The sequence below is a fragment of the Glutamicibacter arilaitensis Re117 genome (assembly GCF_000197735.1).
In the GTDB taxonomy this organism is placed as follows: Bacteria; Actinomycetota; Actinomycetes; order Actinomycetales; family Micrococcaceae; genus Glutamicibacter; species Glutamicibacter arilaitensis.
In genome coordinates this window covers 530,019-546,562 of the sequence record NC_014550.1, presented here as the reverse complement: position 1 = coordinate 546,562, position 16,544 = coordinate 530,019, and the positions used below count along the sequence as shown (strand labels likewise).

The window sequence follows — 16,544 nt, the reverse complement described above, 5'->3', positions numbered from 1 at the left end:
AGGGGAAGACATGAAGCTCGAAGAACTAGATGAGGGCGTCAAAGACGCACTGAACAAGGTCCTGGGCACCGCCTTGGGCGTAGCCCGCGAACAGCTTGAAGAGCAGGGAGTGTTCCTGCCTTTCGCCATCGCGCTGGAGCCGAAGGAAGGCGAAGACGAGCCAGAGCTGCGTCTGATCGCTGTTCCCCCAACGGATGATCCCGAGGATCCGGAAGCCGACATCGACACCGAGGCCATGGCTTCGGATCTGATGCAGGTGCTCAACCAGCAGGGAACCCATTTCCTGGCGATCGCCATCGCTTCGGATGTCCTGCTCCAGGAGAACGACCAGGACGCCATCCACATCGTCGCCGAGCACCGCGTAGGTGCGGCACTGGCCATTGTCCAGCCGTACACCATGCCAGCCGAGCCAGGCGGAGAATGGGTCTTCGAGGATCCAGCCGCGGAGTCCGCAGAAGCTCTGTGGGCTAACGCGCTCTAAGCAGTACCTGGTATTTTCGGGGTCAGCATAGTCACTATGCTGACCCCGAAATGCGTTTTCGACGTAAAGTAGGCATTATGAAACTCAGTGCCTTCACCGACGTGTGCTTGCGGACCATCATGGTTCTGGCAACACCTGGCACCGGGCAGCTGACCAGCCGAGAGATTTCCGAGTCTGTCGGAGTCCCGTACAACCACGTGGCCAAGGCCGTTTTGGAATTGCGCACCTTGGGAATTTTGCAGGTTACGCGTGGACGCAATGGCGGTGCCATGCTCACCGGTGCAGCCTTGGAATCTTCCCTCGGCGGTTTGCTGCGCAAGTTGGACAAGCGCACCGACATCGTGGATTGCTCCGATCATGATGCCCAATCCAACTGCCCGCTGGCAGGCAACTGCCGGTTGCGCGCAGTGTTCAGGCAGGCTCGGGAAGCCTTCTATGCTTCCTTGGATGCACTGAAAATCCAGGACATCTGTCCTACCTCACCTGCCGCGGCATTCACGGCGCTCCCCTTCCCGACGGTGCGCGATATCGCCTAGCACCCTGCCGGCCGCAAAGTGAGGTTAACCACTCTGGACGGTCATATGGCGAAGTAAATTTGCATTCCTTTTCTACGGGGCGTAGAAATGAATCATAAATCTTGTATCTCAGATACAAGTTATCCCCTACTCCCAAGGAGACCCGATGCTGTCCACCAAGTCGTTCCCTGTCATCGAAGCAACGTTGCCGATCATTGCAGAGCGCATCTCCAGCATTACCCCGAACTTCTACAACCGCCTGTTCACTGCCCACCCGGAACTGCTCGACGGAATCTTCTCCCGTTCGAACCAGAAGAACGGCACCCAGCAGCAGGCCTTGGCCGGCTCCATCGCAGTCTTCGCCACCTACTTGGTCAAGTACCCGGAGACCACCCCGGAGACCATGCTGGCCCGCGTAGCCCACAAGCACACCTCCTTGGGCGTCGTCGAGGAGCAGTACCCGATTGTCTACAAGCATCTGTTCGATGCCATCGCTGAAGATCTGGGCGACGCGCTGACACCGGAAATCGCCGAAGCCTGGACCGAGGTCTACTGGCTCATGGCCCACGCGCTGATCAAGATCGAGAAGGGCTTGTACGCACAGCAGGCCAACGCCGAGATCTACACCCCGTGGAAGCTCGTAAAGCGCACCGAAACCGGTGTCGATTCGGTTTCCTTCAGCTTCGAGCCAGCCGATTCCACCCCGGCCACCGTGGCCAAGCCGGGCCAGTTCGTCTCGGTACGCATGCCAATGACCGACGGCGTACGCCAGGTTCGCCAGTACACCCTGAGCGATAACATCGAGCAGACCGACCTCCGCACCATCACCGTGAAGCTGGACGTGAACGGCGAGTTCTCCCCAGCAATCCACAACGATCTGAAGATCGGCGATGTCGTTGAGTTGTCGAACCCATATGGCGACCTGGTCATCGAAAACGATGGTTCTCCGCTGGTGATTGCCACCGCCGGCATCGGCTGCACTCCTAGCGCCGCCGCGCTGCAGACCTTGGCCGCCAACGGTTCAAGCCGCAAGATCACCGTGCTGCACGCCGATCAGGAATTCGGTGCATGGCCACTGCGCGAGCAGATGCTCGAATCGATCAGCAAGCTGCCGGAAGCGAGCATCAGCACCTGGTTCGAACGCGGCGAACTGCCAGAGGGCCTGAACGCCAAGTCCGGCTACATGAACCTCACCGAAGCACTGACCGAGGATGCCCAGGTGTACCTGTGCGGCCCGCTGCCATTTATGCACGCGGCACGCACCCAGGCATTGGAAGCCGGCATCCCAGCCGAGCGCATCCACTACGAGGTCTTCGGTCCGGACGTATGGCCTGCCGCCTAATCTCCAGGTCGTAGAACAGTGCTGCAGGTGAAATCATGGGGAATTCACCTGCAGCACTTATTTATCTTCAGTTATCGCCATCCACCGATTTGTCCGGCTTGCCCGCTGGCGGCTGGGGCTTCTTCATAAACTCGAACTTCTTCGGATCCAGCCTTCGCGGATCCAGCCGTCCGGCAATCTTCCCTGGCTTCTTCTGGCTAGAGGGCTGCGCTGGCGGCGCAGCTTTATCAGCATCGGGCTGCTGGCCTTCAGCGGCAGCACCTTCCTGCTCCTCGGATGCCACCTTGGCAGCACGCCCCGGTTTCACAGCCTGCGGATCAACGAGGATCTGATGCAGGCCGGTTTCCGAGACCCACTTGCGCAACACTGAGTTGAACAGGATTGGATTCTCAATGTTCCACTGGTGGTGCATCCCGGGAACCACGCGGGTGATGGCCTGCGGAAGCGTTGCGCGCAGCGCCTCAAATGATTTCTGCACCAGCTTTGGCTCCTTGGAACCGACCAAGGCCAGCATCGGCCCCTGGTAGGAACTGAGCTTATCCGGCAGTCCGCCTGGATCCATTTCATCCATGATGGCGCGCATGTTCTCAGGCTTCAGCTTCACGCCATGCTCGGTGAAGAGCTCGCGCTCATCATCCACCATGCCGTAGGCGCCAGCCTGGAAGCGCCAGAACCACTCACTGCCAATCAGCTTCAGCTGCATCCGCTGGAAAGCCTTGGCCGCTTGCCCCACACCTGTCACTGGTGTTCCGGTAATCATCAGCGACTCAATGAGTTCGGGATGCCGCGCGGCTACATGCAATGCAATGACACCGCCCAGGGAGATTCCTACCAGGTGCACCCCACCTTCAGATACCTCATCGGCAATCAAGGCTGCGACATCGTCAGCAGCGGATTCCATGCCGTCCCAGGTCTCTTCAAACCGGGCGCCGAAAGCCGGCAGATGAAGGGTCAGGATGTTGTAGTCGCCAAAGGCCAGAACCTGGGGGTCCCAGCTCCAGTTTCCGACGTTGCCTCCGTGCAGGAAAACCAATGTCGGAGCGGGACGTTGGCTTTGGTGCTGGCGTCCTGGATGCACTTCGGGGTAATCGGTTGCATCGCGTGCCACCGTCTTTGCAGGGGTCTTGTTCTGGTCTTTGGCTGAAGTCATGGCAAGTACTCCAATACCGCGTCGAGCCATTCGAGCTCGGCGGCTTGTTGTCGGATTGCATGGTCAAGAGTGGCAGCCATGAGGAAGCTGCGCCGGTCCGCGGCGGCACGCATGTCAATGCCTTCACGCTGGGATAGATAGTCATCAAGGATGAGCTGTGTGGCTTGGCGGCGCTCTGCAAGGAGGTCCTGAATCTCGTCGCGTTCAAGTTCCGCGGCAAAGAACACCTGCCCCATGAAGGGATCACGCTCGGGCGACTGAACTGCACCGGAAGACAGCCACTGCGCTAGGGCTGCACGGCCTTCTTCAGTGATGTGGTGTTCTTGGCGGTCCGGGTAATTTGACTGCGCAACAGTACGCACGGTGGCGTAGCCCTTGTCCACCAGCTGAGCCAAGGTGCGGTAGATCTGCGCCTTATCTGCATTCCAGAAGTGGTTAATAGAGGAGTCAAAGTGCTTCTTGAGCTCGTAACCAGTCATGGGCGACAAGCACAGCAGCCCGAGAATCAATCGTGCCAAAACCATAGAGTCATCTTTTCATAAATAGTTGATTTTGCACCCACTTTGATCCGGCGTGTGGAAACTGTACCCAGATTGTGACCATTCTTCGCCATGACACGACAACGCCCCGGCAACTGGAATTCCAGTTGCCGGGGCGTTGCCATGTGCGGATCTATCAGAGATCCAAATTCACTAGGCGCCCAGTCGAGCCTTCAGGCCGTCGAGCTCTGCGCGCAGCGAGGCTGGAAGCGCATCGCCGAAGTTGGCGTACCACTCTTCAATGCCTTCGACCTCGGTTGCCCATTCGTCCTTGTTGACCGCTACTGCTGCTTCAACGTCAGCTGCAGTGAAACCGTCCAGGCCGGTCAGATCCAGGGAATCACCGGTCGGCACGTTGCCGATGACGGTTTCCTTGGCGTCCGCGGTGCCTTCAATGCGCTCTACAGCCCACTTCAGCACACGCGAGTTGTCGCCGAAGCCTGGCCATGCGAAGCCACCGTCAGCAGTGCGGCGGAACCAGTTGACCAAGAAGATCTTTGGCATCTGCTCTGGGTTGAGCTTTGCGGAGATCTTGTCCCAGTGGTTCAGGTAGTCGCCGGCGTTGTAGCCGATGAATGGCAGCATCGCCATTGGGTCGCGGCGGACCTGGCCGGTGGCACCCGCGGCAGCAGCCGTGGTTTCCGAGGACAGGGTCGAGCCCATGAAGATGCCGTTGGTCCAGCTGCGTGCCTCGGTGACCAGCGGGATGGTGGTCTTGCGGCGGCCACCGAACAGGATTGCATCGATCTTCACGCCATTAGGCGAGTAGTAGTCAGCGGAGAGCATGTCGACCTGGTCGATCGGAGTGCAGAAGCGCGAGTTAGGGTGCGCTGCCACGCGGCCCGATTCCGGGGTCCAGTCGTTGCCCAACCAGTCGATCAGGTGCGCTGGAGCCTCGTCGGTCATGCCTTCCCACCAGACGCCGCCTTCATCGGTCAGCGCCACGTTGGTGAAGATGTTGTTGCCCTTGGTGATTGCGCGCATCGCGTTCGGGTTGGTGGACCAACCGGTGCCCGGTGCCACGCCGAACAAGCCGTACTCCGGGTTAACGCCACGAAGCTCGCCATCCTTGCCGATGCGCATCCAGTTGATGTCATCGCCCAGGGTCTCGGTCTTCCAGCCTTCAATGGTTGGATCCAGCAGTGCCAGGTTGGTCTTGCCGCAGGCCGAAGGGAAGGCAGCAGCGATGTGGTAAGCCTTGTTCTCAGGGCTGATCAGCTTCAAGATGAGCATGTGCTCTGCCAGCCAGCCCTCATCGCGGGCCATCGCCGAGGCAATACGCAGCGAGTAGCACTTCTTGCCCAGCAGCGCGTTGCCGCCGTAGCCCGAACCGTAGGACATGATGGCGCGCTCTTCAGGGAAGTGCACGATCCACTTGTCTTCGTTGCATGGCCAGGCAACATCTTCCTGGCCTGGTTCCAGCGGGGCACCAACCGAGTGCAGTGCAGGAACGAAGAAAGCCTTCTCGGCTTCCATCTTGCGCAGAACCTCATCGCCGATCTTGGCCATGATGCGCATCGAGGCGACCACGTAGGCCGAGTCGGTGATTTCAACGCCGTAGGCTGGCTGCTCTGCATCCAGTGGACCCATAACGAATGGGATGACGTACATGGTGCGTCCGCGCATCGAGCCATCGAACAAGCCGCTGAGCATGGACTTCATCTTTACTGGGTCTTCCCAGTTATTGGTGAAGCCGGCATCTTCTTCCTTTTCGGAGCAGATGAAGGTGCGCTCTTCAACTCGGGCCACGTCCTTGGGATCCGAGAAACCAGCGTAGGAATTAGGGAAGTTCGGGTCGGTCAGCTTGACCAGAGTGCCAGCTTCAACCAGCTCGGCAGTCAGGCGATCATTTTCTTCAGCTGACCCATCAACCCAATAAACACGATCCGGCTTCGTCAGTGCGGCAACTTCCTCAACCCAGGATGCCAACTTCTCGTGTGAAGTAGGTGCTGCGCTGATAACGTTTTGATCCGAGCTCGTGCTCATTATCCATTCCCTCCATTGGGCTGAACTTGCAATAAATCAAGGCTATGGTGCGCTCACTGCTGTTGCTGTGTGATCGAAACCTCATGAAAGCATTACTCGGAGGGCACTGCGAGGGAAATTCCCGAAATTCCGGGGGTCTACCACGATTAATGATTGAAAATGTGTGATGAAGGTCACGTAGACCGGTACCCTTTCAATGGCTTCATATAACCTTCTGTTCATCTTTAAGCACTAGCTTTGCCCGTCGAGTTGTACAGTGCGAAAACCGGCTGTATAGTTATTCGAGGTTCGTGAGAACGAGTCAAACAACAGAATATGCGCCCATAGCTCAGCTGGATAGAGCGTCTGTCTACGGAACAGAAGGTCAGGGGTTCGAATCCCTTTGGGCGCACCAATTCAAAATTCCCACTCAGTCGAGTGGGAATTTTTTGTTTCCCCACAAGGAATCCCCAATGCCGCAGATTGCCTTACCGGATCAGCTCAGGCTGCGCCTCCTGGAAGTCTCCGACGCAAAACAGGTTACCGGCTCCTACACGCGCAATCGCACACACCTGGAACAGTGGTAACCGGCACACCCCGAAGAGTTCTTTACCGAACAATGGCAGGCGGCAAATCTCGCAGCGTCCGCGAGTGCGCGGCAAAGCGGGCTGGCCTATCCCTTCGGCCTTTTCGATCAGGATGAGCTCATCGGCCGGTTCAATATCACCTCGGTGGTACACGGAGCTTTTCAAAGCGCCAGCCTCGGATACTGGATCGAGAAGGAGCACTGCGGACAAGGCCTGGCTTCCCAGGCTGTGGTTGCATTGCTCTCCATGGCCCGCAACGATTTAGGGCTGCATCGAATGGAAGCCAGCACACTGCTGCACAATTACGGCTCGCAACGCGTTCTGGAAAAGAACGGCTTCGCCCAAATCGGCATGGCGCCCAACTATCTGAAGATCAACGGCCGCTAGCAAGACCACAATCTCTACCAAGCGATACTGCACGATTAATCAGCCACCGTTGCCCTTCGAAACCCGGAGACGACTAGCAATTTTGTGAATCATGGCACTTTTAGCGACTTTGGTTTTTCCTCCACGAAAAACTCGTGTAAAGTTATTCAAGTCGTCAAGGCGGCAAACAAATGAATATGCGCCCATAGCTCAGCTGGATAGAGCGTCTGTCTACGGAACAGAAGGTCAGGGGTTCGAATCCCTTTGGGCGCACAAATTGAAATTCCCACTCAACTGAGTGGGAATTTTTTGTTAACTACAGGCCAGGACCCGCGCTGGCCATCACGTGGATCAGTGGGAAGCTCGCAGCACCAAACGGGTATCGACGATGCTCCATGCAGGAACCTGTTCTCCGTTGATGCGCTTGATCAATAGCTCCGCCATGATTTCACCCTGGCGTTCTGGATTCTGAGCGATGGTTGTCAACGGCGGCGTGGAATTTCGTGCGAAGGAATCATCGTCAACCGACGTTACCGAAATATCTTCTGGAACTTTCATCCCAGCCTCCCCGAGCGCTTGCAGGGCGCCAAAGCCCATCTGCGCGCTGGCGGCAAATAGCCCATCCACGCGAACGTCCGCATCCAGCAATTGCCGCATGATCCGCCGCCCGCTGGCCGGAGTGAAGTCGCCAATTTCAATGGCGACAGGTTCCAGCCCGGCCTCTTCAACTGCCTGCTTGAATCCAATCAAGCGGTCGAGCCCGGCACCCATATTCTGAGGTCCTGCAATAATTGCCAGCTTGGTGCGTCCGCGATCGATGATGACCTCGGTCGCCTGCCGTGCGGCGGCAACGTTATCGACATCTACTACGTAGATATCCTTTTGATCGGTGCTCATCGTTCGCCCGCCGTACACCATGGGCAGCACAGAGCCCAGGTCGGCATAGGAACGGTCATCTGCGTGGTGCGAGAGCACCAAGGCGCCATCGACATTGCTGCCTTGCAGGTACCTGGTGGTTTTCACCGGATCCGCTTCGGTGGACAGCAGCAGCGTGAGCATGAATTCCGTATCGGCCAAGTACTGCGCCGCTCCCTGCACGACCTTGGCAAAGTACGGGTCGGCGAAGAATTTCGCAGTATTTTCCGGAATCACCAGGGCAATGGAATTGGTCCTGCCCTGGGCCAGGGAGCGGGCAGCACGGTTAGGCACATAGTTCAGCTCGCGAATGGCCAATTCGACTGCCGCGCGAGCTGCTGGCTTCACCCGGTCTGACCCGTTTACTACGCGCGATACCGTGGCCCGGGAAACGCCGGCATGTTCTGCCACCAATTCGAGGGTTGGTTTTGGATTCCGCGCGTCGTGCATGCTCATGATCTATGCCCAAGTGTCTTGTAGTAATCCGCCGGTGGAACACGATGATGGCCCGCGGCACCAGAAGCAGCCGCGGACCATCAAGGTCCAGATGTTATGCCATTGTACGATTTGCAGCAATCAACCCTGCGTAGGTCCGGCCACTATTCTTAATAGTTCGCACCTGGCTCTGGTAGTCGACGTGGATTATGCCAAAGCGTTTGGCGTATCCCCAAGCCCACTCGAAGTTATCCAGCAATGACCAGACGAAGTAGCCGCGGATATCCACTCCGTCTTGCATCGCGCGAGCCACGGCGTCCAGGTGATTGAGGATGTACTCTTCACGCTCGGTATCCTCGGCGGTTCCTTCTTCCGTGACCGTATCGGTGTAGGAAGCCCCATTCTCCGTGATGTACAGCGATGGGATATTGCCGTAGTCCTGGTTCAGCCGGTTCAGCAGCACCCGCAACCCTTCCGGATTCACTTCCCACCCCATCGCCGTGCGAGGCAAATCGCGGGCTGGGAAGGTCACGTACTCGCTGCCGACAAATGGTGAAGACTTCGGCGAATCGGTAGGCACTACGGCTTCTGGCTGGCCTGCGGGCAGCGGATGGCCCGAGACGTTGTCGTCGTGGTAGTGGTTCACGCCCAAGAAATCGATGGGCTGGGCAATGATTTCCAGGTCACCGGGTTCGATGACTTCTGCCAGTCCCAGTCCCTTGACGTCCTCGAGCAAATCTTCGGGGTAGGATCCGCGCAGGATCGGGTCCAGATACATGCGGTTCCACAGTGCGTCGATGCGGCGCGCTGCTTCCAAGTCCACCGGATCAGTTGGGTCGTTCGGGACCGCATTGGTCAGGTTCAAGGTGATGCCGATTTGCTCGGCACCCAATTCGCGCAGGCGGCTGGTGGCCAGTCCATGGGCCAGATGCTGGTGGTGCACCGCTGCCAGCGCCGCTTCAGGTTCTTGGCGTCCCGGGGCGTGCTCGCCGGCGGCGTAGCCGATCAGCGAGGAGCATAGCGGTTCGTTGAAGGTGGTCCAGTGCTTCACCCGGTCGCCAAGCTTTTCATAGACTGCCTCTGCGTATTCCACGAACTTGTACGAGGTTTCGCGATTGGTCCACCCGCCGTGCTCTTCCAGCGCCTGGGGCAGATCCCAGTGGTACAGGGTCAGCCATGGCAGGATGCCATTTTCCAGCAGTTCATCGACAAGTCGCGAGTAGAAATCCAGGCCTTCGGGATTGACGTTGCGGCCCCCGGGGACCACGCGAGCCCAGCTGGTGGAGAACCGGTAGGAATCCAGGCCCAGTTCGCGCATGAGCTGCACATCGTCGCGGTAGCGGTGGTAGTGGTCCACTGCGACTTCGAGGTTCTCACCTCCTGCGATGGCCCCTTCCTTGCGGGCGAAGGCGTCCCAGACCGAATCTTCCTTGCCGTAGGAATGGCCAGCGCCTTCAATTTGGGCCGCAGCCGTAGCCGAGCCCCACAAGAATTCCTTAGGCCACGCGAATTTTTGGGATAGGTGGTTCATCATTAGCCCTTTACAGCTCCTGCCATAATTCCGGATACAAGTTGTTTGCCTGCAAGTATGAAGAGCACCAGCAGCGGGATCGTGGCCAGCAGGGCCCCGGTCATCACGATGGTGTAGTCAACGTATCGGGCAGACTGCAGTTGGCTCAACGCCACCTGCAAGGTTGGGTTCTGCGGTGCCACCAGCATGGGCCACAGGTAGTCGGTCCAGGCGGTCATGAAGGTGAACAGCGACAGGATCGCCATCGCCGGGCGAGCCGCTGGAACCCCGACATGCCAGAAGGTTCCGATCATGGAGGCTCCATCCACTCGCGCCGCTTCAATCAGCTCGTCGGGGATGTTCTCCACCAAGTATTGGCGCATGAAGAATACGCCGAAGGCAGTGACCAGGGTCGGGATGATGATGGCTCCCAGCGAACCGGTCCAGCCGAATTGCTTCATCATCATGAACATCGGGATGATGCCCAGCTGGGTGGGCACGGCCAAGGTCGCGATCACGAAGACCAGCAGCCCCTGGCGTCCGCGGAAGCGCAATTTGGCGAACGCGTAGCCTGCCAGGGTGGAGAAGGAAACCACCGAGAAGGTGATCACCGAGGAGACGATGATGCTGTTGCCCAGGGCCGCCCAGAAATCGACGGAGTCCAGGACCTCGGCGACATTGGTCCAGAACTGGCCGCCTGGCAGCAGCGGCGGGTACGCCGAGGCGAACACCGCACCGGTGGAGGAACCGATGACGAACGAGTACCACAGCGGGTAGGTGCTGCCGATGAGGAAGGCCAGCAGGATTCCGTAGGTGAGGAAGCCAGGACGGCGGTCCATGGAGAAGTTCTTGCCGCGGCGCTGGGGCGCACGGACCTGGCGCGCCGGGCGTTCCACTGTTGCATTACTCATTTGCTGCACTTCCGCTCTGCGTTCCGTTGGCCGGCTTTGCTGCTTTGGCTTCGGCTCGGGCAGCTGCCCGACGTGCTGCTCGGGTTCTGCCAGTGCTGCCGGCGCACTTCTTGTCGGCCGACGAAGCGATGGATCCGGAGATCAGGAAATTGATCACGCCGATCACGATGATGATCAGGAAGAGGATCCAGGCCACGGCCGAAGCGCGTCCGAAGTCCCCGCGATTGAATGCTAGGTCCCAGAGGTAGAGCACCGTGGTCTGGTACTGGCGGTCCGGGCCGCCTGGAACCGAGCTGCTGGGGTTGAACAGCTTGGGTTCGGTGAAGATCTGCAGGCCGCCGATGGTGGCAGTGATGATCACGAAGATCATCGTGGGGCGGATGCTGGGCAAGGTAATCGAGAAGAAGCGGCGGATCACGCCGGCTCCGTCGATGGCCGCCGATTCATGCAGTTCGCGTGGCACCGCCTGCATGGCTGCCAGCAGGATCAGCGCGTTGTAGCCGGTCCAGCGCCAGTTCACCATGGTCGCAATAGCCATATGCGACGGGAAGACCTCGGTCTTCCACGCGATCGGGTCGATATTCACGGCGGCCAGCAGGTTGTTCAGCACGCCATATTGCTCGTCGAATGCCGAGGAGAAAATCAGTGTGACGGCCACCGGCGTGACCACGTAGGGAACCAGCACGCTCATGCGCCAGAAGGTCTTGGCGCGGATGTTCTGGTCCAGCATGGCCGCGATGAACGTCGCGATCACCAATTGCGGGATGGCCGAAAGCAGGAAGATGCTGTAGGTGTTGAACAGGGAATTCCAGAACAGCGGAGAGGTCAGTTCGGCTTTGTAGTTTTCCAGGCCGATCCAGGCTCCTGCTCCGCCGAGCAGATCCCAGTCATTGATCGAGACGACGAACGTGTAGATCAGGGGGAACAGGCCCACCAGGCCGAAGAGGATGAAGAAAGGCGAGATGTAGAGATATGGGGAGTACTTGAAATCCCACCGCCCGCGAAGGTGCCGGCGGCGCGTCTTGCGCTCGTCCCTGGTCTCGGCCGGCTTAGCCCCGGCCGGAGCATTGTTCCCCTTGTTCCAACGCTGGGGCTGCGGACTGGGCGCGCTGGCGTCCCGGTCTTGTTCCGGGGCATCGTGTGTTGTGGTGCTCATCAGTGGCATCTTTCCTGCTGCAGTAGCTGTCCAGGCATGGGCCGCAACCTCGTTGCGTGCCGCGGCCCTTGCCTGGAATTGAAGCGGGCTACGGGATTACTTGATTTCCAGTTCCTGCAGGGTGGAGAGGGCCTTGTTCCAGGCGGTCTCGCTGTCGCTGCCAGCGTCGATTGCCTTGATTGCCGGGCCGAAGACCTGCTCCTGGATGACCGAATCCTGCGGGCCCTTGTACTGGGCCTGGACGCCGTCGGCGCGGTTGCCCAGGATTTCGCCCACCGGGGCGCTATTGAAGAATTCGCTCATCTCGTTCGCGCCGGTCACCGCATCGGACTTCTGCGCTTCCAGATTCGAAGGGAAGGCGCCGGCCTGCTCGAAAGCGGTGGCCTGCGAGCTGGCAGTGGTCAGGTACTGGGCCAGCTTGGCTGCCTCGGCCGGGTGCTCCGAGGTAGTCGGAACGGTCAGGAACGAGCCGCCCCAGTTGGCCGGGCCGCCCGGGAAGACGTCGGCGAAGTCCCAGCCTGCGCTGGAGTCCCCGCCGGCACTGACAACTTTGCCCTTGACGTTGCCCAGCATCCATCCGGGGCAAGGCATGACAGCGAAGGAGCCGTCAACGAAGGCCTGGCCCTTGCCCCAATCCCACTGGGTCTGGTTGGCAGACAAGCCCTTGGACGCGGCATCGGAGAGCAGGTCCCAGCGCTCGCGCAGCTCGGTGTTGCCCTCGATGTTCAGGGTTCCATCAGCCTTGTAGTAGCCCTCCTCGAGCTGATTGACCATGGCGTTCCAGACGAAACCGGACTGGTCGTAGAAGGCCTTGCCTGACTTCTTCGCGTACTCTTCGCCTGCCTTGAAGAAGTCTTCCCAGGTTGCATCTTCGCCGCCGAGCAGCTCGGCGACTTCTTCGCGCTCGCTTGGCATCCCAGCGTCCTTGAAGAGCTTGGCGTTGTAGCAGATGCCCATGGGGCCGATGTCTGTTCCGTAGCCGATGATGCGGCCATCTGGATCGGTGGCTTGCTTGACCTTCCAGTCAACCCAGTCGCCGGAAACCTCATCAGCTCCGTATTCACGCAGATCGGCAAAGGAATCGGAAACCGTCATCACCTGGCCCAGCCAGCCTTCTTCCACGGCCTGGACATCCGGCAAGCCGGCCCCGGCGGCCTGCTTGGTCTTCCAGTCGGTCAGTGCATTACCGCCGGTGTCGATGTTGGTGGCTTCGATGGTGATTCCGGGGTTTCCTTCTCGTACTTTTCGTACAGCGGGTCCAGTCCCTGGGTGCCGAAGGTGGTCACGGTCAGGGTGACCGGGTTATCGGCCGAGGCCGGCTGGGCTTCCTTGCTTGCGTCGGCTGCGCAGCCGGTTGCTGCCAATGCGATGCTTCCGGCAACGACCGCAGCCAGTGCCAGCGGGGATTTGCGTGAGGGTTTCACGGTGACTCCATTTCGGATATGAATCGTGCGAGCGGGCGAGCGCCAACTAGTTTTGAGAGCGCTCTCAAAATACGACAAAAAAGAAAATCCCTGCGATTTCCTGGATGCCTGAAACGATGAAAGCGACTCTGCCAAACATTTTGTGAGCGCTCTCACAAATCTTCTCCAACAATTCTCCACGATGGAACTTTTCTGTCAAGCCTTTCCCCCAAAGAAATCGCCAACGGCAGCCAGAACCCATTCAGATTTCTTGGAATGAGTTAAAAGAAGGTGGCCAGGCGCTCTTCAGAAAAGAAGAATTCCCAGCCACCCAGTGAGTGGGATAAGTCAGTTTTTCTTATCCAGCTGCAGCCCGACGAGCACCGGATCATGATCCGACGAGCGGTACTGGTCAGCCGTAAACAGGTTGGTGATGTTGTTGTTGTAGCGGCTGTATTCGTAGCCCACGGATTCGATGGCGTTGATATTCCAGATATCTTCTCCAGTCACCTTGCCCGCCAGCTTCTCTGAAGCGAAGATGTGGTCCAGCGAGCCGACAAATCCGTCGTAGAGGTAGCTCTGGGAATCAGCTGCCGCACCGAGGTCCACATAGCCGGCCTCAATCAGAACCTGCATTGGATCCTCAGCTGCGTAGGAGTTGAAGTCGCCCGCCAGCAGCACCTGGTCGGTGTTGCGCAGCTTCTTCAGCTCATCCGCGAAGCCGACCAGGGCTTCGGCCTGGGCAACGCGGGCTACATTCCAGGCCCCCTGGCCATCGCCCTTGTCGGCGTTGCCCGATCCGTCATCAGGATTCGAGCCCTTGGATTTGAAGTGGTTGGCCACGACCAGGAAGCGGGTATTCTGGTTTCCGCCAACACGCTGGAAGGCCTGGGCCAGTGGATCGCGAGCGTTCGAGAAGGCCGGGTCGTCGAGGATGACCGATTCGTCGATTGGCTTCACCGCCTTATCGCGATAGATGATCGCGGTGCGGATCACGTCCTCATCAGCGGGTACAACCGATGGGGTTGGAACGTAGCTCCAAACCTCGTCACCAGCTTCCTCATTCAGTTCGTTGACCAAGTTAGCCAGGGCAGCGTCGCGATTCTGGCCGAAGCGTGCGGAATTTTCGATTTCCTCCAGGACCACGACATCTGCGGTGAACTCGCCTAGTGCAGAAACGATCTTGGACTGCTGTCGTTCAAAGCTTTCAGCGGTCGCCGCGCCGCGCGCATCGCAACCACCGCGGACGTTGATCGGGTTGCCCTCGCGGTCGGTGTAGTACGAGCACCCATCGAGCATGTCGCCGGTGGTGGTGAAGTAGTTCAGCACGTTGAAGCTGCCAACGCTGACGTTGCCGCCCACCTCTTGCGGAGCATCGCTTTCAAGCTGCTCGAAGTTCACTGCGATATCGCCATCGTCGGCGCCAACCACCTGGCCCTGCGGCTGCAAACGCCACGTATCGTAGCGGTAATCCAAGATGACCGGGGCGATGAAGGTTGCGTCAGCGCCTACCGTAACGCGCTGCTGCGCATCGATGTACGGCAGGGCGATCTGCTTGTTCTTGCTGGTGGCGAAGTTCAGCGTGGCACCGTCATCGACCACGATCGAGCGCTGTTCGTTTTCTGCGGCAAGGGCCTCTGCCTCGGCACTGCCCGGCCGGAAGACATCGGTTGGCTGGCGCAGCAGCCGTTCGCCGGGCAGGATTTCGCTGGTGCCCATGGCCAGGCTCAGCTCGCCGTACTGGTTCAGCGAGTAGTTATCCGAGACGGTGAACTCGCCCTGCGGTTCGATCAGCATGGATTCAAAGCGCTCGCGCTCGGCATCGCTGCTCGGCAGCGGAATCGCCAACGGCTTGACGCTTTCCGCGGGTTCATCGAGCACAGCTACGCTGCCGGCCTTGAGCTGGGTCAAGCCATAGTATTCAGAGACTTCGCCAGAAACCTGGACGTGGTCGCCGACGTTCACCGAGGAGACCTCGTCCGGCGCATAAACGAAGATCGCCGAGCTCGCCTGGCCCGAGGGATCTACGCCGCTGCCAGCGCTCTGCACATAGAAGCCCCGGAATCCACCCTCGGCATAGGCTCCGGTGACAGCGCCGCGCACCGTTGCATCCTGGCCAGCCATGGGCGAACTGCCCCCGGTTCCCTGGATCTGCTCGATGGGCGTGATTTCGGCAGTGTCGGCGTGTGCCACCGAGAAGCTCGAAACCGCAAGCGCGGTTCCCAGCACCGCCGCAGCGATGCGCGTGGGACGTCTATTGATCATGTTATTCCCTATGTAGATATTCAATCCGCGGCGACCCTGCCGCATGCATGGGCCTGCTTCCAAGGTAAGCAAAGTTCCATTAACTGCTCCTGAACTCTGCCCCGCTTTTTCGTGACTTGCCCAACAGCCATCCAAAGGCATCAAACGCTTTACGTCTAGTAGTGATTAAAAGAATCTTTTCACTAATTGAACTGACCGGTCAGTTCAATTAGTCTTTAACTGTGCTTACCGCAGATTCCATTACCGTCAAGGGGCGCCACGACCAGCTCGTGGCGCCCACCTCCGTTCAACTGCAACGAGGTGAACTGCAACTGCTCGTAGCCGAGCCGCAGATTTCCCGTACCGCGCTGGCCCTCGTTCTGAGCGGACGCATGGAACCCAGCTCCGGAGTGGTGGCTTGGAACGCAGATCCGAAGATGCGATCCCTGCGCAGGCACAGCGCCCTGGTCGATTCTCCGGGGATCAATGAACCCGAATCCCACTTGAAGGTTCGCGATCTTGTCGCAGAAGACCTGGGATTGATTCCGGGGCCGAGCTGGCGCAAACCCGGCGCGAGGAAATGGATGGCGCAACATGGATTCGGCGACATCGCCAATTGCTGGATCGATGCCATCGATCCAGGCCGCCTCTTCGAACTCCAGCTTCTGCTGGCTGCCGAGAATCCCTGTCTTGAATTGCTCATCGTCGATTCACCGGACCGGCACGACCTGGAAGACGAGCATTGGCTTGAGACGCTGGAGAATTTCGCTTCCTCGCATCGGGAATTCGCAGTACTGGCAATCGTCAGCCGGCCGCCTCGGCACTGGGACCAGCAAACTGGGCAAGCCGATGCTCCGGAACCCGCAGCGCTCCAGCTGTCCGATCCATCCACCGGGTTCATCCAGGAAGAACTGGACCTGGGCCTGGACCCCCTGGCCGTGAACGAAGACAGCCCGGAAAACCACGACATCTTCCTCCCAGCCGACGAACTTGCTGACGCTGTTCAGTGCGAAGCAAAGGAATAG

General features: G+C 59.1%; 14 protein-coding genes, 2 tRNA genes and 1 pseudogene. 7 read left to right on the top strand and 10 right to left on the bottom strand.

Annotation, left to right across the window (positions count from 1 at the left end; translation table 11 throughout):
* The first annotated feature begins 10 nt into the window (after positions 1-10).
* The 3 genes from AARI_RS02955 to AARI_RS02945 all read left to right on the top strand — a co-directional run bounded on the left by AARI_RS02955 (position 11) and on the right by AARI_RS02945 (position 2,338).
* A complete protein-coding gene (locus AARI_RS02955) occupies positions 11-481 on the top strand; it encodes a hypothetical protein (RefSeq protein WP_013347886.1) in 471 nt (156 codons plus the stop codon).
* A gap of 77 nt (positions 482-558) precedes the next feature.
* Complete coding sequence (locus tag AARI_RS02950; protein ID WP_013347885.1) at positions 559-1,017, top strand: RrF2 family transcriptional regulator; 459 nt, start codon at positions 559-561, stop codon at positions 1,015-1,017.
* Positions 1,018-1,162: 145 nt separating this feature from the next.
* On the top strand, positions 1,163-2,338 hold the full coding sequence (locus AARI_RS02945) for a globin domain-containing protein (RefSeq protein ID WP_013347884.1): 1,176 nt from the start codon (positions 1,163-1,165) through the stop codon (positions 2,336-2,338).
* Positions 2,339-2,405: 67 nt separating this feature from the next.
* On the opposite strand, the gene AARI_RS02940 is transcribed toward AARI_RS02945, so the two are convergent.
* The 3 genes from AARI_RS02940 to AARI_RS02930 form a co-directional block, all read right to left on the bottom strand.
* Positions 2,406-3,488: an alpha/beta fold hydrolase gene (locus AARI_RS02940; protein WP_013347883.1), complete on the bottom strand. Its 1,083-nt coding sequence runs from the start codon at positions 3,486-3,488 to the stop codon at positions 2,406-2,408.
* Positions 3,485-4,012 (bottom strand): PadR family transcriptional regulator, encoded by a 528-nt coding sequence (locus AARI_RS02935; protein WP_013347882.1) that lies wholly within the window; start codon positions 4,010-4,012, stop codon positions 3,485-3,487. The genes AARI_RS02940 and AARI_RS02935 overlap by 4 nt, the downstream gene beginning before the upstream one ends.
* Before the next feature lie 168 nt (positions 4,013-4,180).
* Positions 4,181-6,013, bottom strand: coding sequence for a phosphoenolpyruvate carboxykinase (GTP) (locus AARI_RS02930; protein WP_013347881.1), 1,833 nt, complete (start codon positions 6,011-6,013; stop codon positions 4,181-4,183).
* Between the two features lie 317 nt (positions 6,014-6,330).
* Here AARI_RS02930 and AARI_RS02925 point away from each other — a divergent pair.
* The 3 genes and pseudogenes from AARI_RS02925 (at position 6,331) to AARI_RS02915 (ending at position 7,218) form a co-directional block, all read left to right on the top strand.
* Positions 6,331-6,407, top strand: a tRNA-Arg gene (locus tag AARI_RS02925).
* 247 nt (positions 6,408-6,654) lie between these two features.
* Positions 6,655-6,966 (top strand): annotated as a pseudogene (locus AARI_RS19090) (GNAT family N-acetyltransferase); the annotation flags it as partial.
* A gap of 178 nt (positions 6,967-7,144) precedes the next feature.
* Positions 7,145-7,218 (top strand) — tRNA-Arg (locus AARI_RS02915).
* A gap of 78 nt (positions 7,219-7,296) precedes the next feature.
* Here AARI_RS02915 and AARI_RS02910 read toward each other — a convergent pair.
* The 7 genes from AARI_RS02910 to AARI_RS02885 all read right to left on the bottom strand — a co-directional run bounded on the left by AARI_RS02910 (position 7,297) and on the right by AARI_RS02885 (position 15,540).
* Positions 7,297-8,316 (bottom strand): LacI family DNA-binding transcriptional regulator, encoded by a 1,020-nt coding sequence (locus AARI_RS02910; RefSeq protein WP_013347879.1) that lies wholly within the window; start codon positions 8,314-8,316, stop codon positions 7,297-7,299.
* A gap of 94 nt (positions 8,317-8,410) precedes the next feature.
* On the bottom strand, positions 8,411-9,829 hold the full coding sequence (locus AARI_RS02905) for a GH1 family beta-glucosidase (protein WP_013347878.1): 1,419 nt from the start codon (positions 9,827-9,829) through the stop codon (positions 8,411-8,413).
* A complete protein-coding gene (locus AARI_RS02900; protein ID WP_041648380.1) occupies positions 9,829-10,716 on the bottom strand; it encodes a carbohydrate ABC transporter permease in 888 nt (295 codons plus the stop codon). The genes AARI_RS02905 and AARI_RS02900 overlap by 1 nt, the downstream gene beginning before the upstream one ends.
* A complete protein-coding gene (locus tag AARI_RS02895) occupies positions 10,709-11,872 on the bottom strand; it encodes a carbohydrate ABC transporter permease (RefSeq protein WP_013347876.1) in 1,164 nt (387 codons plus the stop codon). The genes AARI_RS02900 and AARI_RS02895 overlap by 8 nt, the downstream gene beginning before the upstream one ends.
* A 96-nt stretch (positions 11,873-11,968) precedes the next feature.
* Positions 11,969-13,051: an ABC transporter substrate-binding protein gene (locus AARI_RS02890; RefSeq protein ID WP_404813067.1), complete on the bottom strand. Its 1,083-nt coding sequence runs from the start codon at positions 13,049-13,051 to the stop codon at positions 11,969-11,971.
* Positions 13,048-13,296, bottom strand: coding sequence for a hypothetical protein (locus tag AARI_RS20390; RefSeq protein ID WP_404813066.1), 249 nt, complete (start codon positions 13,294-13,296; stop codon positions 13,048-13,050). Before AARI_RS20390 ends, AARI_RS02890 begins: the two co-directional genes overlap by 4 nt.
* Before the next feature lie 327 nt (positions 13,297-13,623).
* A complete protein-coding gene (locus tag AARI_RS02885) occupies positions 13,624-15,540 on the bottom strand; it encodes an ExeM/NucH family extracellular endonuclease (protein WP_013347875.1) in 1,917 nt (638 codons plus the stop codon).
* A gap of 221 nt (positions 15,541-15,761) precedes the next feature.
* Between AARI_RS02885 and AARI_RS02880 the strand changes: the two genes are divergently transcribed.
* Positions 15,762-16,544: a hypothetical protein gene (locus AARI_RS02880; RefSeq protein ID WP_013347874.1), complete on the top strand. Its 783-nt coding sequence runs from the start codon at positions 15,762-15,764 to the stop codon at positions 16,542-16,544.